Origin of the sequence: Demequina maris (assembly GCF_000971155.1) — a bacterium.
Classification (GTDB): Bacteria; Actinomycetota; Actinomycetes; order Actinomycetales; family Demequinaceae; genus Demequina; species Demequina maris.
In genome coordinates, this window is record NZ_BBLX01000002.1 from 141,083 (window position 1) to 160,283 (window position 19,201).

18 protein-coding genes are annotated in these 19,201 nt (G+C 72.5%); 12 read left to right on the forward strand and 6 right to left on the reverse strand.

The window, feature by feature from the left end; all coding sequences use genetic code 11:
• Window positions 1-7 precede the first annotated feature (7 nt).
• Window positions 8-1,678: an amidohydrolase gene (locus AOM02_RS02885; protein WP_062296454.1), complete on the forward strand. Its 1,671-nt coding sequence runs from the start codon at window positions 8-10 to the stop codon at window positions 1,676-1,678.
• A 25-nt stretch (window positions 1,679-1,703) separates the two neighbouring features.
• On the forward strand, window positions 1,704-3,071 hold the full coding sequence (locus AOM02_RS02890) for an aspartate aminotransferase family protein (protein WP_062296460.1): 1,368 nt from the start codon (window positions 1,704-1,706) through the stop codon (window positions 3,069-3,071).
• A 69-nt stretch (window positions 3,072-3,140) separates the two neighbouring features.
• Here AOM02_RS02890 and pdxR read toward each other — a convergent pair whose 3' ends face one another.
• The gene (pdxR, locus tag AOM02_RS02895; RefSeq protein ID WP_062296462.1) at window positions 3,141-4,682 is read right to left on the reverse strand and encodes a MocR-like pyridoxine biosynthesis transcription factor PdxR; all 1,542 of its coding nucleotides are present in this window, start codon (window positions 4,680-4,682) and stop codon (window positions 3,141-3,143) included.
• Window positions 4,683-4,702: 20 nt separating this feature from the next.
• Window positions 4,703-5,437 carry a TSUP family transporter gene (locus AOM02_RS02900; protein ID WP_062296463.1) on the reverse strand — a complete coding sequence of 245 codons (735 nt, stop codon included), beginning with the start codon at window positions 5,435-5,437 and terminating at the stop codon, window positions 4,703-4,705.
• A gap of 216 nt (window positions 5,438-5,653) precedes the next feature.
• Between AOM02_RS02900 and AOM02_RS02905 the strand changes: the two genes are divergently transcribed.
• Together AOM02_RS02905 and AOM02_RS02910 are read left to right on the forward strand one after the other, a co-directional pair.
• Entirely contained in the window at window positions 5,654-6,388 is a 735-nt protein-coding gene (locus AOM02_RS02905; RefSeq protein ID WP_062296466.1) for an SDR family NAD(P)-dependent oxidoreductase, read from the forward strand.
• Window positions 6,389-6,575: 187 nt separating this feature from the next.
• On the forward strand, window positions 6,576-7,529 hold the full coding sequence (locus tag AOM02_RS02910) for an FKBP-type peptidyl-prolyl cis-trans isomerase (RefSeq protein WP_062296468.1): 954 nt from the start codon (window positions 6,576-6,578) through the stop codon (window positions 7,527-7,529).
• Between the two features lie 58 nt (window positions 7,530-7,587).
• Here AOM02_RS02910 and AOM02_RS02915 read toward each other — a convergent pair whose 3' ends face one another.
• Both AOM02_RS02915 and AOM02_RS02920 read right to left on the reverse strand, forming a co-directional pair.
• Entirely contained in the window at window positions 7,588-8,799 is a 1,212-nt protein-coding gene (locus AOM02_RS02915; protein ID WP_062296470.1) for an AI-2E family transporter, read from the reverse strand.
• Complete coding sequence (locus tag AOM02_RS02920) at window positions 8,796-9,392, reverse strand: HdeD family acid-resistance protein (RefSeq protein WP_062296472.1); 597 nt, start codon at window positions 9,390-9,392, stop codon at window positions 8,796-8,798. Before AOM02_RS02920 ends, AOM02_RS02915 begins: the two co-directional genes overlap by 4 nt.
• A 199-nt stretch (window positions 9,393-9,591) precedes the next feature.
• On the opposite strand from AOM02_RS02920, the gene AOM02_RS02925 reads away from it, so the two are divergent.
• Window positions 9,592-10,035, forward strand: a complete 444-nt coding sequence (locus AOM02_RS02925) for an Lrp/AsnC family transcriptional regulator (protein ID WP_062296474.1) — start codon at window positions 9,592-9,594, stop codon at window positions 10,033-10,035.
• 4 nt (window positions 10,036-10,039) lie between these two features.
• Here AOM02_RS02925 and AOM02_RS02930 read toward each other — a convergent pair whose 3' ends face one another.
• On the reverse strand, window positions 10,040-11,557 hold the full coding sequence (locus tag AOM02_RS02930) for a dolichyl-phosphate-mannose--protein mannosyltransferase (protein ID WP_062296476.1): 1,518 nt from the start codon (window positions 11,555-11,557) through the stop codon (window positions 10,040-10,042).
• Between the two features lie 64 nt (window positions 11,558-11,621).
• Between AOM02_RS02930 and rsmI the strand changes: the two genes are divergently transcribed.
• The 7 genes from rsmI to AOM02_RS02965 all read left to right on the forward strand — a co-directional run bounded on the left by rsmI (window position 11,622) and on the right by AOM02_RS02965 (window position 18,729).
• A complete protein-coding gene (gene rsmI, locus AOM02_RS02935) occupies window positions 11,622-12,461 on the forward strand; it encodes a 16S rRNA (cytidine(1402)-2'-O)-methyltransferase (protein WP_062296478.1) in 840 nt (279 codons plus the stop codon).
• Window positions 12,458-13,306 carry a M15 family metallopeptidase gene (locus AOM02_RS02940; RefSeq protein WP_062296480.1) on the forward strand — a complete coding sequence of 283 codons (849 nt, stop codon included), beginning with the start codon at window positions 12,458-12,460 and terminating at the stop codon, window positions 13,304-13,306. Before rsmI ends, AOM02_RS02940 begins: the two co-directional genes overlap by 4 nt.
• Before the next feature lie 45 nt (window positions 13,307-13,351).
• Window positions 13,352-15,139, forward strand: a complete 1,788-nt coding sequence (metG, locus tag AOM02_RS02945; RefSeq protein ID WP_062296890.1) for a methionine--tRNA ligase — start codon at window positions 13,352-13,354, stop codon at window positions 15,137-15,139.
• A 3-nt stretch (window positions 15,140-15,142) separates the two neighbouring features.
• Window positions 15,143-15,991 carry a TatD family hydrolase gene (locus AOM02_RS02950; protein WP_062296482.1) on the forward strand — a complete coding sequence of 283 codons (849 nt, stop codon included), beginning with the start codon at window positions 15,143-15,145 and terminating at the stop codon, window positions 15,989-15,991.
• A gap of 124 nt (window positions 15,992-16,115) precedes the next feature.
• Window positions 16,116-16,937 carry an aggregation-promoting factor C-terminal-like domain-containing protein gene (locus AOM02_RS02955; protein WP_156156054.1) on the forward strand — a complete coding sequence of 274 codons (822 nt, stop codon included), beginning with the start codon at window positions 16,116-16,118 and terminating at the stop codon, window positions 16,935-16,937.
• A 5-nt stretch (window positions 16,938-16,942) separates the two neighbouring features.
• Window positions 16,943-17,800, forward strand: coding sequence for a 16S rRNA (adenine(1518)-N(6)/adenine(1519)-N(6))-dimethyltransferase RsmA (gene rsmA, locus AOM02_RS02960; RefSeq protein WP_228373759.1), 858 nt, complete (start codon window positions 16,943-16,945; stop codon window positions 17,798-17,800).
• Window positions 17,797-18,729, forward strand: a complete 933-nt coding sequence (locus AOM02_RS02965; RefSeq protein ID WP_062296486.1) for a 4-(cytidine 5'-diphospho)-2-C-methyl-D-erythritol kinase — start codon at window positions 17,797-17,799, stop codon at window positions 18,727-18,729. The genes rsmA and AOM02_RS02965 overlap by 4 nt, the downstream gene beginning before the upstream one ends.
• A 15-nt stretch (window positions 18,730-18,744) precedes the next feature.
• Here AOM02_RS02965 and mscL read toward each other — a convergent pair whose 3' ends face one another.
• The gene (gene mscL, locus AOM02_RS02970) at window positions 18,745-19,170 is read right to left on the reverse strand and encodes a large conductance mechanosensitive channel protein MscL (protein WP_062296489.1); all 426 of its coding nucleotides are present in this window, start codon (window positions 19,168-19,170) and stop codon (window positions 18,745-18,747) included.
• Window positions 19,171-19,201 lie beyond the last annotated feature (31 nt).

Here is a 19,201-nt window from a genome sequence, read left to right on the forward strand (position 1 = left end):
AGAAGCCATGACCGAGACCGTCACGATCCTCACCGCCAAGCTCGTCCGCACGATGGACGATGCGGTGCCCACCGGCACCGCCGTCGCGGTCCGCGGCGCCACGATCCTCGCCGTCGGCACCCCCGAGGTGCTGCTCGCGACGTACCCCGGCGCCGAGGTCGACGACCGCTACGCCGACCAGGTGCTCGCACCCGGCTTCGTCGAGGCGCACTCCCACATGGGCGCCGGCATGGACAGCCCGTTCTACCTGGGCTACTTCCCGCGGATGACCCCCGACGGCACGCCCCTCGCGGGCGCACAGTCGTGGCAGGGCGTCCTCGACGCCCTGAAGGCGTGGGACGCGGCGCTGCCCGAGGGTGAGGTCCTCAACGCCCGCGGCCTGGACATGCTGTTCCACCCGGGCGAGACGCTCGACCGCCACGCGCTCGACTCCGTGAGCGCGACGCGCGGCATCTACGTGATCCACGCGAGCGGCCACGTCGCCACCGCCAACTCCGTGCTGCTCGAGAAGGCCGGCTACGGCGCCGACACCGACATCGAGGGCGTCGTCAAGGGCGCGGACGGCCTGCCCACCGGCGAGCTGCAGGAGATGGGCGCGATGATGCCCGTGATGGCCGCGCTGGGCATGGACTTCTCCAAGGGCATGACGTCGGAGCAGGGCATGTACGACTTCGCCGCGGACGCCCGCAACCACGGCTGCACCACCGCGACGGACCTCGCAAACTTCGATGCGGTGCGTCCCGGCGGCCTCGAGCTGCTGGCGGAGGTCACCGGCCGCGAGGACTTCTCGCTGCGCCTCGTGCCCGCGACCTTCGGCGGCATGACGAGGTCCGCCGAGGAGGCCGAGGGCATGGCCGCGCTCGTGAAGTCGGTCCAGGGCAAGGGCAACGCCAAGCTCCACCTGGGCACGGTCAAGCTCATGCTCGACGGCTCGATCCAGCAGCACACCGCGAAGCTGCAGGACCCGGGCTACGTGTGCGGCCACGACGACGGCATCTGGAACACCGACGCCGAGACGTTCCGCGCGCAGGTGAGCGCCTTCCACAAGGCCGGCCTCAACATCCACGTGCACTGCAACGGCGACGAGGCGACCGAGGTCTTCTGCAACGCCGTCGAGGAGGTCCTCGCGGAGTCCCCGCGCTGGAACCACCGCCACACCGTCACCCACTCGCAGCTCACCACCCGCGCCCAGTACAAGCGCATGGCCGAGCTGGGCATGGGCGCCAACATCTTCTCCAACCACATCTGGTACTGGGGCGACCAGCACATCGACCTCACGGTGGGGCCGGACCGCGTGCAGCGCATGAACGCGGCCCGCACCGCGCTCGACTCGGGCGTCAAGATCGCCCTCCACTGCGACACCCCCGTGACGCCGCTCGACCCGCTGGCGACCGCGTCGTACGCGGCCGAGCGCCGCACCCCCACGGGCCGGAGCTGGGGCGACGCCGAGCGCATCTCGGTGAAGGAGGCCCTCGAGGCCATCACGATCGGACCGGCCTACCTGCTCAAGCTCGACCACCTGGTCGGCTCGATCGTCCCCGGCAAGTACGCGGACTTCGCGGTCCTCGACCGCGACCCGTTCGAGGTCGCCGAGGTCAAGGAGCTGCGCGACATCAACGTCCTCGGCACCGTCGTCGGCGGCGTCCACTTCCCGTCCCCGGTCCACGCGACCGTCTGACCCGGTCCCTCTGAAGGAGGCTGAGATGCCCATCCCCCACGACCCCGCTGGCCGCGAGGCCTACGCGCTCGACCGTGCCCACGTGTTCCACTCGTGGTCCGCGCAGAAGGCGCTCGACCCCATGGTGATCACCGGCGGCGAGGGCTCCTACCTGTGGGACGCCGACGGCAACAGGTACCTCGACTTCTCGTCGCAGCTGGTCTACACGAACGTGGGCCACCAGCACCCGAAGGTCGTCGCCGCGATCCAGGAGCAGGCCGCGACCCTCGCGACCATCGCCCCGGCGCACGCCAACGACAAGCGCTCGCTCGCCGCGAAGCTCATCACCGACCTCGCGCCCGAGGGCATGAACAAGGTGTTCTTCACCAACGGCGGCGCCGAGTCGATCGAGAACGCGATCCGCATGGCACGCCTGCACACGGGCCGCACCAAGGTGATGTCGCAGTACCGCAGCTATCACGGCTCCACCGCGACGGCCATCCAGGTGACGGGCGACCCGCGCCGGTTCCCGAACGAGTTCGTGCCCGCCGGCACGGTCCACTTCTTCGGGCCGTTCCTCTACCGCTCGGCGTTCAACGCGACCACCGAGCAGGAGGAGTGCGACCGCGCGCTCGAGCACCTCGAGCAGATGATCACGTTCGAGGGCCCCGGCACCATCGCGGCCATCGTCCTCGAGACCGTGCCCGGCACGTCCGGCATCATGCCCCCGCCGCCGGGCTACCTCGCGGGTGTGCGGGAGCTGTGCGACCGCTTCGGCATCGTCATGATCTGCGACGAGGTGATGGCCGGCTTCGGCCGCACCGGCGCCTGGTTCGCGATCGACCACTACGGCATCACCCCGGACCTCATCACGTTCGCGAAGGGCGTGAACTCCGGCTACGTGCCCATGGGCGGCGTCATCATCCGCGACGAGATCGCGGCGACGTTCGACGAGCGCGCCTACCCGGGCGGGCTCACCTACTCGGGCCACCCGCTGGCCGCGGCGGCCGCCGTCGCGACCATCGAGGCGATGCACGAGGAGCAGGTCGTGGAGAACGCGGCCCGCGTGGGCGCCGAGGTCTTCGGCCCCGAGCTGCGCGCGATGCAGGACCGCCACCCGTCGATCGGCGAGGTCCGCGGCCTGGGTGTCTTCTGGGCGCTCGACCTGGTCAAGGACCGTGCGACCAAGGAGCCGCTGGCGCCCTACGGCGGCGCGGCCCCGGCCGTCACCGGCGTGCTCGCCGCGGCGCGCGAGGCGGGCCTGCTGCTGTTCAACCAGTTCCACCGGATCCACATCGTGCCGCCGTGCTCGATCACCGACGAGGAGGCCCGTGAGGGTCTCGAGATCCTCGACGAGGCGCTCGAGGTCGCGGACGCGGCCTACGAGGGCGTGCGCGAGGCCGTCGCGGTCTGATCCGACGCGAGACCGGGAGGGGGCGGGCCCAGCACCGCCCCCTCCCTTCGTCTCTCCGGGCGCCCGGCGCTACTCCGCGAGCTGCTCGCGGATCGCCTCGCCCAGCAGCTCGATGCCGCGCGGGATCGCCTGCAGCGGGATCGTGTTGAAGCCCACGCGGATGTGGTTCCGTCGCGCGCCCTCGAGGTAGAAGCGCTCGCCGGCGTCGACCAGCACGCCCTTGCCGCGCGCGAGGGCCGCGGTGCGGGTGCCGTCGAACTCCTCGGGGCCCGTCACCCACACGCTGAGCCCGCCCGCGGGCACGGGACCCAGCGGGAACGGCAGGTGCCGCTCGAGCTCCTCGGTGACGGTCTCCCACTTGCGGACCAGGTGGCGGCGGTGCTGGCGCAGCGCCCGGTGGTACTCGCCGGACTCGATGAAGAGCCCGAGCGCCCGCTGGAGGTGGCCCGACGGATGCTTGGTGAGGTACCGCCGGCGCTCCCGGAGCGCGGCGATGAGCGCCGCATCGGCCACGACGAAACCGAGCCGCAGGCCCGGCGCCACGAACTTCGAGAACGTGCCCACGTAGATGACGCGACCGGTGCGGTCGAGCGACTTGAGCGACGGCGTGGGCCGGCCCTTGAAGCGGACCTCCGAGTCGAAGTCGTCCTCGATGATGAGCGCGTCCTCGGACTGGGCCGCGCGCAGGATCGCCGCGCGGCGCGAGTAGGAGGTCGTGACCGAGGTCGGGTGGTGGTGGCTGGGGGTGAGGTAGACGAACTCCGACCGCGCGGCGTCGGCCTTCGACACGCGCGCGCCCGAGGCGTCGACCTCGACGGGGTGCAGCGTCGCGCCCGCGTTGCGGAAGATGTGCCACGCGTCGACGTAGCCGGGGTTCTCCACGCTCACGGTGTTGCCGGGCTGGATCAGGAGGTCCGCGAGCATCGACAGCGCCTGCTGCGCGCCGTTGGTGATGATGACCTCGGACGGGCTCACCGACATGCCGCGCGGCGGCAGGATCTCGCGGCAGATCGCCTTGACGAGCAGCTCGTCGTCCGCGTCGACCGAGTCGCGCAGGCTCGCCGCCATGTGAGGCCCGGCGAGGGCGTCGTTGAGCGCCCTCAGCCAGGCGCGGGCGGGGAAGGACGACAGCTCGGGCTGACCGGGCAGGAACGGGAAGGGGTAGCGGTTCCAGTCCGGGTGCGCCGCGGCGTGGTGGAGGTCCTCGCCCAGCGGGCGCGGCAGGCGCGCCTGCCAGTCGACCTGGCCGGTGGGCACCGAGCGGTGGTGCGGCGCGCGGGCCGGCTGGGGAGCGGACGATGCGCCGGGCTGGGCCGTCGCGAGGCGTTCGGCGGCGGGGTAGAGGCCCGAGCGCGGGCGCGACTCGATGAGCCCGAGCGCCGTGAGCTCCTGGTACGCCGCCGAGACCGTGTTGCGCGAGACCCCGAGCACGCCTGCGAGGTGGCGCGACGATGGCAGGGGGCGGTGCGGCTTGAACCGTCCCTCGAGCAGCGACTGCTCGAGGAAGCGGCGCACCTGCTGGAAGAGCGGCTCGCGGCTGTCGGGGTCGAGGTACTGGCGCGCGCGGTCGCCGAATGCCTCGTCGGTCTCGATCTCGCGTTCGCTGGTCATGCGTCCCTCCTGGGCCGGGCTCACGCGACGATCCCGCGCGCGGCCAGCACCGCTCCGGACACGAGCGACAGCACGAGGGCCGCGGTGCGCACCGCACCGGCGGGGATCCTTCTCACGAGGGGTGCCGCCACGGCCGCGCCGATGATCACGGCGGGCGTGAGCGCGAGCCCGGCCAGCGCGTCGAGTCCGAGCGGACCCGCTCCGGCCCTGCCCGCGGACAAGGATAGCGAGACGAGCGACAGCACCGACGTCACCGCGAAGTACGCGGACAGCGTCGCGCGCATCGTCCTCACCTCGGCCGGACGGTAGACCACCGCCATCGGCGGGCCGGGCAGGGCGGCGATCGGCGTGAGCGCGCCGCCGAGGCCGCCGGCGACCGCGACGGTCGTCGGGGTCATGCGGGCGCGCCACGCGACGAGCGACAGCGCCGATGCGGCGACCACGACCGCGCCGACGACCACCTGGGTCGCGGCGGCCGGGGTGACCTGCGCGACGACCGTGCCGACGACGATGCCGGGCACGGCCGCCACGGACGCCCGGAGGAGGTCGCGGCGGTCGAGCCAGCGGCGCTCGGTCCAGGCGGCGACGACCATCACGACGACGGTGATCGCGAGGACCGCGCCGATGCCGAGCTCCGGCGCGACCAGCACGAGCAGCGGCACCGCGACGATGCCGAACCCCATCCCGGTCGCCGCCTGCACCACCGTGGCGAGCACCACCACCGCGCCCGCGACGAGCCATGCCGCCACCGTCATCCGCACCTCCGAGCCATGCGCCGATCCTCCTGGCTCCCACGCGCGCGGGCCAGGTCCACCGGCGGACGTTCCGAGGGGCCAGGCGTTACGCCGGGGAAACACTGTGGCACCCGGTGCCGGGCGTCGACTGGCCCTGGCTCCCCGGGGCCCGGCCAGCCATAGTGGTCGCAGGCCGCCGGGAACCGGCAGGCATCCACACGAGAACGGAGAGCAGAGATGGCACAGCGGACGGCGGTCGTCACCGGAGCGAGCAGCGGGATCGGCGCGGCCAGCGCGCGGGCCCTCGCCGCGGACGGCTGGCACGTCGTGCTCGGCGCCCGCCGCACCGACCGCCTCGAGGCGCTCGCCGAGGAGATCGGCGGCACCGCGCTGCGCCTCGACGTGACCGACCAGGAGTCGGTGGACGCCTTCTGCGAGGCGATCGGGTCGTGCGACCTCCTGCTCAACAACGCGGGCGGCGCGCTCGGCACCTCCTCGATCGCCGAGGGCGACGTCGACGAGTGGCAGTGGATGTACGACGTCAACGTGCTCGGCACCCTCCGCGTCACGAAGGCGCTGCTGCCCAAGCTCGTCGCGTCGGGCGACGGCCAGGTCATCAACATCGGCTCGATCGCGGCCCGCGAGCCCTACAAGGGCGGCGGCGGCTACAACGCGGCCAAGCACGCGGTCGCGGCGATGACCCGCGTGCTGCGCATCGAGCTGCTCGGCCAGCCCGTCCGCGTGTCGGAGATCGACCCGGGCATGGTCGAGACCGAGTTCTCGCTCGTGCGCTTCGGCGGCGACGCGGAGAAGGCCGCGAAGGTCTACGAGGGCGTCACGCCGATGAGCGCGGAGGACATCGCCGAGGCCGTGCGCTGGGTCGCCTCGCGCCCCAAGCACGTCAACATCGACCAGATCCTCATGCTCGCCACGGCGCAGACGTCGGCGCAGGTGGTCCACCGGGAGGCCTGAGCCCGCGAGGGTCACAGCGACCTCACAGGATCGGCGGGTACGCTGATCGGGCACTCGCGCGCGAGGTCACGGTCGCATAAGGATGCGGCCGGACCGGGAACCTTCGCGAGGGCTCATCGGTTACCGGGTCGATCCCGCGTGCCGCTCGCCGCCGCGACCGACGCGGACGACCCCCGTGAGGAGATCCATGAAGAAGAACGCGCTCACCGCCGTCGTGCTCGGCTCGATCGCCGTGCTCGGCCTGGCCGCGTGCAGCCCGGCCTCGGAGTCGGACGCGTCGCCGTCCGCCTCGGCCTCGACCGACGCCGTCGCCGTCGACCCGGCGGCCGACGCCGCGGCGCTCGAGACCATCGAGTGGACGGACGAGGACGGCGTGCCCGTGCTCGCCTTCGACACCCCGCTGACCGTCACCGACATCGCCACGCGCCACATCGCGGACGGCGACGGCGAGGTCATCGAGGAGGGCCAGAACGTCACCCTCGACTACGTCGTCTACTCCGGCACGGACGCCTCGCAGATCTACTCGACCTTCGAGGCGGGCACGCCCGAGGTCGTCACCATGGCCGACGGCCAGGTCGTCGAGGACCTCTACGACGCGCTCATCGGCCAGCAGGTCGGCGCCGACCTCCTCTACGTCTACCCCGACACCTCCTCCGAGGACGGCGCCGCGGTGGTCATGGCGGTCACGGCGTCGAGCGCCGTGACGCCGCTCGAGCGCGCCGAGGGCACCGCGGTGAAGCCCGCGAAGAACCTGCCGACGGTCACGCTCGACGACGACGGCAAGCCGTCGATCGACTTCTCCGACGCGGGCAAGAAGCCCGAGGAGCTCGTGGTGCAGCCGCTCATCGAGGGCGACGGCCAGGAGGTCGCGGAGGGCGACCAGATCACGGTGCACTACACCGGCTGGATCTGGAACGGCGACCAGTTCGACTCGTCGTGGGACCGCGGTGCCGCGACCTCGTTCACGCTCGCTTCCGGCTCGCTCATCGACGGCTGGGTCGACGGCCTCGCCGGCCAGAAGGTCGGCAGCCAGGTGCTCCTCGTGATCCCGCCGGACCTCGCGTACGGCGACCAGGAGTCCGACACCATCCCGGCGGACTCGACGCTCGTGTTCGTGGTGGACATCCTCGCCGCGAGCTGACGCTCGCCTGACGTACGAAGGCCCCCGGCGCTCGCCGGGGGCCTTCGTCGTCTCCGGGTCAGCCCTCGGCGGGCGGGTCCGCGGGGGACGATGCGGCGGCGGGCTCGGCCGCGGCGCTCGCCGAGTCGATCGGGATGACGTCGTAGGTACGGCCCGAGTTCTTGACGATCGAGGTGATGAGCGCCGCGACCGGCAGCGCCATGAACGCGCCGAGCGGTCCCGCGATCGCGCCGCCCGCCAGCGCGCCGCCGAAGGCGACGGCGCCGTTGAGCTCCATCGTCTGCGACGAGAACCGCGGGCTCAGCCAGTAGTTCTCCGCCTGCTGGTAGACGAGCACCCACGCGAGCAGGATGAGCGCGGGGACGAGGCCCTGCACCGCGAGCACGATGATGATGGGCAGCGCGGCGCCGATGTACGTGCCGATGAACGGGATGAACTCCGACACGAAGCCCATGAACAGCGCCAGCGGGATCGCGTAGACGAGCGGCAGCCCCACGAGCAGCATTACGACGAAGCCGAGGCCGCCGCAGACGCCCATGAGCAGCAGGCGGGAGTAGAAGTAGCCGCCGGTCTGCTCGATCGACGTGTCCGCGATCCACGCGAACGTGCGCTGGCGCGCCGGGGGCATGCGCGACATGAGGGCGCGCATGATCTGCGGCCACTGCGCGGCGATGTAGAAGGCGAACGTCGCGACCGTGAAGAGGTCGAAGATCAGTCCGATGCCGGAGGTCACGATGCCGAGCACCTCGTCCGCCCACGTGCGCACGAGGTCGGAGAAGCTCGTCAGCGCCTCGTCGGTCGCCGAGGTGTCGACCGGCACGCCGAGCACGTCCTGGCTCCACTCGCTCAGCGCGGACGTCCACCCGGGGAGGTTGTCGTGGACCGCATCGGCGAACTTCGCGATCGCCGGGATGAGCACCGCGACCATGAACACGACCAGCAGCACGGCGGCCAGGTACATGAGCCCCACGGCGGCGCCGCGGCGGATCCCGTAGCGCCGGTGCAGGCCGGTGACGCCGGGCAGCATCGCGAGCGCGATGAACAGCGAGAGCACCAGGATGCCGAGCAGGTGGCGCATCTGGAACGCGATCCACAGGCCCAGCAGCACGATGAGCACCACGCCCACCGCGCGCCACAGCGAACGGCGCACGACGGCGTCGACCCACAGCGGCGCGGGCTCGTCGGCGCGGCGCGCGGCCTGCTCGGCCGCGGCGCGCGCGACGTCCTCGGGCAGCTCCTCGGTGTCGGGCGCCGGCGAGTCGGCCGTCACAGCTCGACCTCGTGGCGGCGGCCGAACGTGAACGCGCGGACGAGGCCGACGATGCCGAGCACCACGAACACGGCGGCGGCGATCCACACCAGCACGGTCGCGGTCAGGCCGGGCGAGGCCAGCACCACCGCGCCCGCGAGGATGCTCACGATCCCGTACGCGATGGCCCAGCCCCGCGAGCGCGCCTTGCCGGACTCGACGAGCACCATGATGCCGTCGATGATCCAGCCGATGCCGATCGTGATGGCGACCACGAGCAGCAGCACCGCCGTCGACGCCTCGAGGTTGCGCAGCGTGATGACGCCCGCGAGGAGCATGAGCACTCCCATGATGATCGCCAGCGCGCGCAGGCCCCCGGACAGCGCCGAGCCGACCACGCCCATCGCGATGCGGGCCACGCCGGCGACCGCGAAGTAGATGCCGATGAGCACCGCGCCGACGGCGAGGGTGCGCCCGGGCCACACCATCAGCGCGACGCCGACGCCGAGCGCGACGACGCCGAGCACGGCGAACATCACCCGCACCGCCGTGACCGCGCGCGCGGTCAGCTCGCGCTCATCGATCTCGAACCCAAGACTCCTGGTCTCCTGCATGGCTTCCCCTCTCGACGGGCCGCCGTGACCTGCGGCTGCTCTCACGCTACCGCCGCCGTGGCGCGCGGTGCCGGAGGTGGCGGCCGGGTTCCGGGACGCGGGCCCAGGCGGCGCAATTATGAGGCTTTTGTGCACATTGCGAGAGTTGCGTGCAAGAATGAACGCACGGTTGCAGGTTGCTTGCGAGGGGGGAGCTGCAATGTCGCTCGACGACCTGGACCGACGGATCATCGCCGAGCTGCGGCTCGACGGCCGGGCGAGCTATGCCGAGATGGGTGCGCGCATCGGCCTCTCGCCGTCGGCGGTGAAGCGTCGGGTGGATCGGATGGTGGCCGACGGCTCCATCCAGGGCTTCCACGTGCGCCTGGACCCCGAGCTCGACGGCGCGGGCACCGAGGCGTACGTCGAGATCTTCTGCACGGGCACCGTCGCGCCCGACGAGCTGCGGCGCATCCTCAAGGCCATCCCGAACGTGGTGGAGGCCTTCACCGTGACGGGTCAGGCGGACGCGATCGTGCGGCTCCGCGCGGCGACCATGTCCGACCTCGAGGCGGCGCTCGAGCACGTCCGGCTCGCCCCGCAGGTGGACAAGACGCGCAGCTCGATCGTGCTGTCGCGCCTCATCGAGCATCGCGACGGCTGAGGCGCTAGATCCAGCTGGGCAGCCACATGTGGGCCTGCCAGTACCGGAACGGGATCGGTGTGCCCACCCATAGCGGCACGAACAGCCCCGAGATCAGCAGGATCGCGGCCAGGATCAGCCCCACCCCGATCGTGCCGCGACGCGACCACCCGCCCTCGAGCTCCTCGGGCTGCGCGATGCGCCGCAGCGCCCACACGAGCGTGAGCACCATGAACGGCATGAACGCCACCGAGTAGAACGTGAAGATGGTGCGGTAGGCGTACGGCAGCCACGGCACCCAGCCGGCGAGCACGCCCGCGGACACGGACAGCGCGAGGATGTCGCCGCGCCGCACCACGCGCCACAGCGCCCACACGAGCGCGGCCGTCGCGAGCCACCACAGCAGCGGGTTGCCGAGCGCGTGCACCGCGGACACGCAGCGGTCGGCGCCGCAGTCCGCGCCCGGCACGTCCTCGAAGTAGAAGGCCGTGGGCCGCCACTGGACCAGCCAGAGCCACGGGTTCGACATGTAGTTGTGCTCGGTGGTGAGCCCCGTATGGAACGTCCACATCTGGTGGTGGTACTGCACCAGCGAGTTGAGGGAGTCGGGCAGCCAGGTGAGCCCCTCGCCGGGGTGGGACTCGGCCCACTGGCGGTCGTAGGACCCGTCCGTGAGGAACCAGTTCGCCCACGTCGCGACGTAGACGACGGGCACCGCCACGAGCGTGAAGAGCCCCGCGGGCACCGCCCGCGCGAACGCGCCGGCGAACCACCGCTCGCATCCCAGCTCGCGCCGCGCCACGACGTCCCAGACCACCGACAGCACCAGCAGCACCGCGGCGAAGTAGAAGCCGGACCACTTGACCGAGCCGGCCAGCGCGAAGGCGACGATCGCCGCGAGCCGCCACCAGCGGATGCCGGTGCGCGGCCCGAGCCCGGGCACCCGGGCGTCGGGCTCCAGGCCGAGCTCGTCCCGGACCCGCGCGACGCCGTCCTCGAGGATCCTGCGTGTGCGGTCGCGGTCGACCACGAGCAGGAAGAAGCCGAGCGCGACGAAGAACGCGAGGTAGCCGTCGAGGATCGCGGTGCGCGACAGCACGATGGCCTCGCCGTCGACCGCGACGAGCACGCCCGCGACGCCGCCCCACAGGGTCGACCGGAAGAGCCGGCGCGCGGCGAGCGCCACGAGCACCGCGGTGAGCGCGCCGAGCACCGCGCCGACCACGCGCCACCCGAACGGGTCGTTGCCGAAGATCGCGATGCCGAGCGCGATCAGCAGCTTGCCCACCATGGGATGGACCACGAAGTCGCCCTCGGTGGTGAGCCCGGACGTGTCGCCCGCGGCGAAGGCCTGGTCGTCGCCCGTCCAGTCGCCCTCGTAGCCGAGCTCGGTGAGCGAGTACGCCCCGCGCGCGTAGAACACCTCGTCGAAGACCAGCGCGTGCGGGTCCGACAGCGACGCGAGGCGCAGGATCGCGGCGAGGACGCCGACGCCCACGGCCATGAGGGCGGCGCGCCAGCGCCACAGCGTCGCGAGATTCACACGCGAAGCCTAGCCGCGCGCCGCGCCGGTCCGGCCGCGCCGCGTCGTATGCGACCCTGGGGACATGACCGGACGGATCGTGCTCGCCGCGACGCCCATCGGGAACGTCGGCGACGCGTCCGAGAGGCTGCGCGACGCGCTCGCGACCGCGGACGTCATCGCCGCCGAGGACACGCGTCGGCTGCGCGACCTCGCGGGCCGCCTCGGGATCCGCCTCCACGCGGAGACGGTCGCGCACCACGACCACAACGAGGGCGACTCCGCCGCCGCGCTCGTCGAGCGCGCCGCGGCCGGCGACACGGTCGTCGTCGTGTCCGATGCGGGCATGCCCGCGGTCTCCGACCCGGGCTTCCGCGTGGTCGAGGCCGCCGCCGCGGCCGGCGTCGACGTGACGGTGCTGCCCGGTCCCTCCGCCGCGCTCGCGGCGCTCGCGCTGTCCGGGCTGCCGACCGACCGCTTCGCCTTCGAGGGCTTCCTGCCGCGCAAGCCGGGGGAGCGGGCCTCGCGGCTCGACTCGCTCGCGACCGAGGAGCGCACGCTCGTCTTCTTCGAGGCGCCGCACCGGCTCGCCGCGACGCTCGCGGCGATGGCCGCGGCCTGGGGCGGCGACCGCCGGGCCTCGGTCTCGCGCGAGCTCACCAAGACGTACGAGGAGACCCGCCGCGGCACGCTCGCCGAGCTCGCCGCGTGGGCCGAGGAGAAGGAGCCCCGCGGGGAGATCGTCGTGACGGTCGAGGGACGCGCGGCGGAGGCGCCGGGCGTGCCCGCGCTCGTGGGCGAGGTGCTCGCCCGCGTCGCGGCGGGCGAGCGGGCCAAGGCCGCCGTCGCGGACGTCGCCTCCACGGCCGGGGTCCCCAGCCGCGAGCTCTACGCCGCGGTGCTGGCCGCGCGGGCCGCCGAGTGAGCGCGGCGTCGCCGCGTCGACGGCGGCGCCTCGTCCCTGCCGCCGCCATCGCGCTCGCGTGCTTCGGGCTCGGCCTCGGCGCCGGCGCGCTGATGCCGCCCGCCGAGGGGTGGCCGCTCGTCGCCGGTACCGAGGTCGCCGTCGCGACCCCGACCGCCGGATCCTCGGCGACGCCCGATCCCGCCGCATCGTCCCTCGCGGCGATCACCGCGGGCGCCGTCCCCGTGGAGGACCGGACGCCCGAGATCCAGGTGACGACGCTCGACCTCGACGACCCGGCCTCGTTCACCGTGGTCGTGAACAAGGTCCGACCGCTCGACCCCCTCGACTACGTGCCGGCGGACGTGGTGACGCTGGACGCGGTGCCGGGCGGCGGGACGATGCGCGCCGAGGCGGCCGCCGCGATGACCGCGCTGTACGAGGCGGCCGCGGCGGAGGGCGCGGGCTTCACGGTGTCGACGGCGTACCGCTCGTACGACCTCCAGTCCTCGCTGCACGCGGGGTACTCGCGCTCGCGCGGGTACGACGCGGCCGACCGCTTCTCCGCGCGCGCCGGGTACTCCGAGCATCAGACGGGGCTCGCGGCGGACATCCGCGCGGACGGCTGCGACCTCGAGCCGTGCTTCGCGGACACCGCGGCGGGCCGCTACGTCGCGGAGCACGGCTGGGAGCACGGCTTCATCGTCCGCTACCCCGCGGACAAGGAGGAGGTGACCGGCTACATCTACGAGCCGTGGCACCTGCGCTACGTCGGGAGGCCGCTCGCGAAGGCGATGCGGGACAGCGGCGCGGCCACCATGGAGGAGCACTTCGGGCTCGCCTTCGCGCCCGACTACGAGCCGTGACCGGGCCCGGAGGACGGACCCTCCGCGAACACTAGGATGGACGCCATGTCACGCATCCTGTCCGCGGTCGCCTGGCCGTACGCCAACGGCCCCCGCCACATCGGTCACGTCGCCGGGTTCGGCGTCCCCTCGGACGTCTTCAGCCGCTACATGCGCCTCGCCGGCAACGACGTCCTGATGGTCTCGGGCACCGACGAGCACGGCACGCCGATCCTCGTCCAGGCCGAGGGCGAGGGCGTGAGCCCGCAGGAGCTCGCTGACCGCTACAACCGCGTGATCGTCGAGGACCTCACCCAGCTGGGCCTGTCGTACGACCTCTTCACCCGCACCACCACGGGCAACCACTACGCCGTCGCGCAGGCCATGTTCAAGGCCGTGCACGCGAACGGCTACATGCTCTCCGAGACCACGCGCGGCGCGATCTCGCCGTCGACCGGCCGCACGCTGCCCGACCGCTACATCGAGGGCACCTGCCCCATCTGCGGCTACGACGGCGCGCGCGGCGACCAGTGCGACAACTGCGGCAACCAGCTCGACGCGATCGACCTCAAGAACCCGGTGTCCCGCATCAACGGCGAGACCCCCAAGTTCGTCGAGACCGAGCACTTCTTCCTCGACCTGCCGGCGCTCGTCCAGCCGCTCACCGACTGGCTCGGCTCGCGCCAGGGCTGGCGCCCCAACGTCATGAACTTCTCCAAGAACCTGCTCGTCGACGTGCGCCCGCGCGCGATGACGCGCGACATCGACTGGGGCATCCCGGTGCCGCTCGAGGGCTGGGAGGACAACCCCGCCAAGCGCCTCTACGTGTGGTTCGACGCGGTCATCGGCTACCTCAGCGCCTCGATCGAGTGGGCGCGCCGCTCGGGCGACCCGGACGCGTGGCGCCAGTGGTGGAACGACCCGTCGGCCCTGTCCTACTACTTCATGGGCAAGGACAACATCACCTTCCACTCGCAGATCTGGCCCGGCGAGCTCATCGCCGCCAACGGCCGTGGCGCGCGCGGCGGCTCGCTCAGCGAGTTCGGCGACCTGCAGCTGCCCACCGAGGTCGTGTCGAGCGAGTTCCTCACCATGGAGTCCGCGAAGTTCTCGTCGTCGCGCGGCCACGTCATCTACGTGCGCGACATGCTGTCGCGCTACCAGCCGGACGCGCTGCGCTACTTCATCGCGGTCGCCGGCCCGGAGACCTCGGACGCGGACTTCACGTGGTCCGAGTTCAAGCGCCGCAACAACGACGAGCTGGTCGCCGGCTGGGGCAACCTGGTCAACCGCACCGCGTCGCTGCTGCACAAGAACGTGGGCGAGATCCCGGCGCTCGGCGAGCTCGCCGACGTCGACCGCGCCGCGCTCGCGGCCTCCGAGGCGGCGTTCACCACGGTGGGCGGCCACATCCGCACGCAGCGCCAGCGCGCCGCGATCAGCGAGACGATGCGCGTGATCGGCGACGCGAACAAGTACCTGGCCGACACCGCGCCGTGGAAGCTCAAGAACGAGGACCCGCAGCGCATGCGCACCGTCCTCGCGGTCGCGGCCCAGCTGGTCTCGGACGCCAACACGATGATGTCGCCGTTCCTGCCGCACTCCGCGCAGAAGGTCCACGAGGCGCTCGGCGGCACGGGCGTGCTCGCCCCGATGCCGCAGATGAACGAGGTCGCCGACCTCGACCTCGCGGACCGCCACTACCCGGTGATCCAGGGCGACTACACGTCCGTGGCCGGCTGGGGCCGCACGGACCTGGTCGCCGGCACGGCGGTCCCGGCCCCGTCGCCGATCTTCCAGAAGCTCGACGACGAGATGGTCGAGGCCGAGCTCGAGCGGATGGCGGACGAGTAGCCGATGCGCGCCGGAGCCTGGCCGCCCGCGCCCGAGGCGCTGCCGGTCGCGGTGGTCGACAACCACTGCCACCTCGAGTTCCCGGCGGGGGACCCGGAGCTGACGGTCGAGCGGCGCCTCGCGGACGCCGCGGCCGTGGGCGTGGACCGCGTGGTGCAGATCGGCTGCGAGGTCGACTCCGCCCGGTGGACCGCCGAGGCGGTGGACCGCCACCCGACGATGCTCGGCGGCGTGGCGCTCCACCCGAACGAGGCGCCGCTGCACGCGGCCGGCACGCACGACAGCGGGCTGTCGTACGAGGACGCCTTCGCCGAGATCACCGCGCTCGCGCGCCGCGACCGCATCCGGGTGATCGGCGAGACGGGCCTCGACTACTTCCGCACGTCCGAGGAGGGGCGGGACGCGCAGGTTCGCTCGTTCCGCGACCACATCGCACTCGCGAAGGAGCTGGGGCTGCCGCTGCAGATCCACGACCGCGACGCGCACGCCGACGTCCTCGACGTGCTCGAGCGCGACGGCGCCCCCGACGTCACGGTCTTCCACTGCTTCTCCGGCGACGCGGCGATGGCACGCCTGTGCGCGCATCGTGGCTACTACCTGTCGTTCGCGGGCACCGTCACCTTCAAGAACGCCGAGGGGCTCCGCGCGGCGCTCGCGGTGACGCCGCCGTCGCACGTCCTCGTCGAGACCGATGCGCCCTTCCTCACGCCGCATCCGCACCGGGGCGCGCCCAACGCGCCGTACCTCGTGCCGTTGACGATGCGCACCATCGCGACCGTCCTGGAGCTCGATCTGGCCGCCGCGTGCGAGGTCGTCTCTGCAACGTCGGAAAAGCTGTATGGCCCCTGGTAGTCCACGGTGTGTGGGAAATCCCACAGCCCCCTTGACTTAAGCCGGGTTGGACACGGTCGTTATCAATATGAGACAAAAGGGCTCAGTGAAGCGCGGCTGACCGGTCGCGAGACGAGAGGACCACGTGAGCTATCGACGTTCCAACCCGATGCCTGGCGGGCGCCGCGAGCGCCGCGCCGAGCGCGGCGTGCGGACCCGCGTGCTGACGCAGATCGGCCTCGGCGTCGCCGTCGCATCGTTCGCCGTCGGCTCCATCGCCGCCGCCGCTGTGCCCGCCCTGACCGACGACCCGCAGGTCACCACCCAGGCCGACCTGGCCGCCCTTCCCGAGATCGCCACCCACAAGTCCGATGGTGCCGTCGTCAAGACGGAGACCAAGGAGGTCGCGATCAAGCCCGGCTCCGTCAAGCAGGACGACCCGGAGCTGGAGAAGGGCACCGAGGAGGTCGTGACCGAGGGCGAGCCCGGCTCGCAGGTCATCACGTACGACGTCACCTACGTCGACGGCGAGGAGGTCTCGCGCGTCGAGACCCTCAAGCTCACCGTCGAGCAGCCCACCGACGAGGTCATCGCGGTCGGCACCATGGAGGAGACCGAGGAGTCCACGTCGACGTCCGTCCCGGCGACCTCGTCCGTCTCGCCCGGCACCGCCCGCGCGCTCGGCCAGCAGATGGCCGCGAGCATGTACGGCTGGACCGGTTCCGAGTGGTCGTGCCTCGACGCGCTCTGGCAGCGTGAGTCCGGCTGGAACCCGAACGCGCACAACCCGTACTCGGGCGCGCACGGCATCCCGCAGGCGCTCCCCGGCTCCAAGATGGCCACCGCCGGCGCCGACTGGGCGACCAACCCCGCGACGCAGATCACGTGGGGCCTGGGCTACATCAGCGGCCGCTACGGCACCCCGTGCTCCGCGTGGGGCCACTCCGAGTCCGTGGGCTGGTACTGACCCCGGTGGCCAACCTCCTGGGTCCCACCGACATCCGCCTCCTCGCGCAGTCGCTCGACACCGCTCCCCACAAGAAGTGGGGTCAGAACTTCGTCGTCGACGCCGGCACGGTGCGCCGCATCGCGCGCCTGTCGGGCGTGGGTCCCGGCGACCGTGTCGTCGAGGTGGGTCCGGGGCTCGGATCGTTGACGCTCGCGCTGCTCGAGACCGGCGCGGACGTCACCGCGGTCGAGATCGACCCGGTGCTCGCCGCGGCGCTGCCCTCGACCGTGGCCGAGCGCGCGCCTGACGACGCCGACCGCTTCGACGTCATCCACCAGGACGCCCTCAAGGTCGACGCGCTGCCGTCGCCGCCGCGTGCCCTCGTCGCCAACCTGCCGTACAACGTCTCGGTGCCGGTGATCCTGCACTTCCTCGAGATCTTCCCGACGCTCGAGCGCGTGCTCGTTATGGTGCAGGCCGAGGTCGCGGACCGTCTCGCCGAGCCGCCGGGCTCGCGCACCTACGGCGTGCCCTCGGCGAAGGCCGCGTGGTACTGCGCCGTGCGCCGCGCGGGCGACGTGGGCCGCGCCGTCTTCTGGCCCGTCCCGCGCGTCGACAGCCGCCTCGTGCTCATGGAGCGTCGCGACCCGCCGACGACCACCGCGAGCCGCCAGGAGGTGTTCGCCGTGGTCGACGCCGCGTTCGCCCAGCGCCGCAAGGCCCTGCGGGGCGCGCTGTCCGGCATCGCCGGCTCCGCCGCGGCCGCCGAGGCCGCGCTGCGCCAGGCCGGCATCGAGCCCCTGACCCGGGGCGAGCAGCTCACCATCGAGGACTTCTCAGCCATCGCCGAGGCCCTGGCCTCTGGCAGTCTGGGGTCATGACCCGCACCGTCCGCGCGAAGGCGCCCGCGAAGGTGAACCTTCAGCTCACCGTGGGCCCGCGCCGTGCGGACGGCTACCACCCGCTCGTCACGGTGTTCCAGGCGCTCGACCTCTGGGAGGTCGTCGAGGCCACGCCGCGCACGGACGGGCGCATCACGCTCGCGGTCGACGTGGCCGCCGGGTCGCCCATCGACGCCTCCGGGGTCCCGCTCGACGGGTCCAACCTCGCCTGGAAGGCCGCGGAGCTGCTCGCGCGCACGTTCGGCATCGCCGACGGGGTGGACCTGCGCATCGTCAAGGGCGTGCCCGTCGCCGGCGGCATGGCCGGCGGCTCGGCCGACGCGGCGGCCGCGCTGGTCGCGTGCGCCGAGGCCTGGGACACGGGCGCGACCCGAGGCGAGCTCGCCGCGCTCGCTGCCCGGCTGGGCGCGGACGTGCCGTTCAGCCTGCACGGCCACACCGCGGTCGGCATGGGTCGCGGCGACGAGCTCACGCCGGTGATGTCCCATGGCGAGTTCCACTGGGTGCTCGCGACGCAGTCCACCGGGCTGTCGACGCCCGAGGTGTTCGCGGAGTACGACCGCCGTATCGAGGCGCGCGAGCAGGCGGTGTCCGACCTCGAGATCGACGGGCCGATCATGCGCGCGCTCATGGCGGGCGACGCGGTCGCGCTCGGGCAGTCGCTCCTCAACGACCTCGAGGCGCCGGCGCTCGCGCTGATGCCGCGGCTCGAGGAGGTGCTCGACGCGGCCGAGGCGGCCGAGGCGTGCGGCGTGATCGTCTCGGGCTCGGGGCCGACGGTCGCGGCGCTCGCGCGCTCGCGTCAGCACGCGCTCGCGATCGCGGCGCACCTCAAGGCGTCGAAGACGTGCGACGCCGTGGTGACCGCGTCCGGGCCGGCGTCCGGCACGCTGCTCGTGCAGGACTGAGCGCCGGACCGAGGGTCAGACCCCCGGCTTCTCCCGCAGCGCGTCGCGGATCTCGGTGAGCAGCTCGACCTCGGTGGGGGAGACCGGCTCGTCGGGCGCGGGCTCCCCGGCCTTGCGGCGCTCGGCGAGCTTGTTGAGCGGCATCACGATGACGAAGTAGATCGCCGCCGCGATGATGAGGAAGTTGATGATCGCGGTGAGGAAGGCGCCGATGCTGAGGACCGCATCGTCCGCGGTGTCGCCGGGCGTGCCGCCGTTGTTGAGCGTCCACACCCACACGTCGGACAGGTCGGGCTTGCCGAAGATCGCGGCGATGACCGGGTTGATGACGTTGTCCACGAGCGAGGTCACCACCGCGGTGAACGCCGCGCCGATGATGATGCCGACCGCGAGGTCGATCACGTTGCCGCGCGTGATGAAGTCCTTGAAGCCCTTGAGCATGGCGGTCCCTCCCCTGAGACGCTGAGGACGC

What these genes read in the sequence shown, in the direction of transcription:
- AOM02_RS02885 (WP_062296454.1), top strand. Translation starts at nt 8, where the DNA reads ATGACCGAGACCGTCACGATCCTCACCGCCAAGCTCGTCCGCACGATG.
- AOM02_RS02890 (WP_062296460.1), top strand. Translation starts at nt 1,704, where the DNA reads ATGCCCATCCCCCACGACCCCGCTGGCCGCGAGGCCTACGCGCTCGAC.
- pdxR (WP_062296462.1), bottom strand. Translation starts at nt 4,682, where the DNA reads ATGACCAGCGAACGCGAGATCGAGACCGACGAGGCATTCGGCGACCGC.
- AOM02_RS02900 (WP_062296463.1), bottom strand. Translation starts at nt 5,437, where the DNA reads ATGACGGTGGCGGCATGGCTCGTCGCGGGCGCGGTGGTGGTGCTCGCC.
- AOM02_RS02905 (WP_062296466.1), top strand. Translation starts at nt 5,654, where the DNA reads ATGGCACAGCGGACGGCGGTCGTCACCGGAGCGAGCAGCGGGATCGGC.
- AOM02_RS02910 (WP_062296468.1), top strand. Translation starts at nt 6,576, where the DNA reads ATGAAGAAGAACGCGCTCACCGCCGTCGTGCTCGGCTCGATCGCCGTG.
- AOM02_RS02920 (WP_062296472.1), bottom strand. Translation starts at nt 9,392, where the DNA reads ATGCAGGAGACCAGGAGTCTTGGGTTCGAGATCGATGAGCGCGAGCTG.
- AOM02_RS02925 (WP_062296474.1), top strand. Translation starts at nt 9,592, where the DNA reads ATGTCGCTCGACGACCTGGACCGACGGATCATCGCCGAGCTGCGGCTC.
- rsmI (WP_062296478.1), top strand. Translation starts at nt 11,622, where the DNA reads ATGACCGGACGGATCGTGCTCGCCGCGACGCCCATCGGGAACGTCGGC.
- metG (WP_062296890.1), top strand. Translation starts at nt 13,352, where the DNA reads ATGTCACGCATCCTGTCCGCGGTCGCCTGGCCGTACGCCAACGGCCCC.
- AOM02_RS02950 (WP_062296482.1), top strand. Translation starts at nt 15,143, where the DNA reads ATGCGCGCCGGAGCCTGGCCGCCCGCGCCCGAGGCGCTGCCGGTCGCG.
- AOM02_RS02965 (WP_062296486.1), top strand. Translation starts at nt 17,797, where the DNA reads ATGACCCGCACCGTCCGCGCGAAGGCGCCCGCGAAGGTGAACCTTCAG.
- mscL (WP_062296489.1), bottom strand. Translation starts at nt 19,170, where the DNA reads ATGCTCAAGGGCTTCAAGGACTTCATCACGCGCGGCAACGTGATCGAC.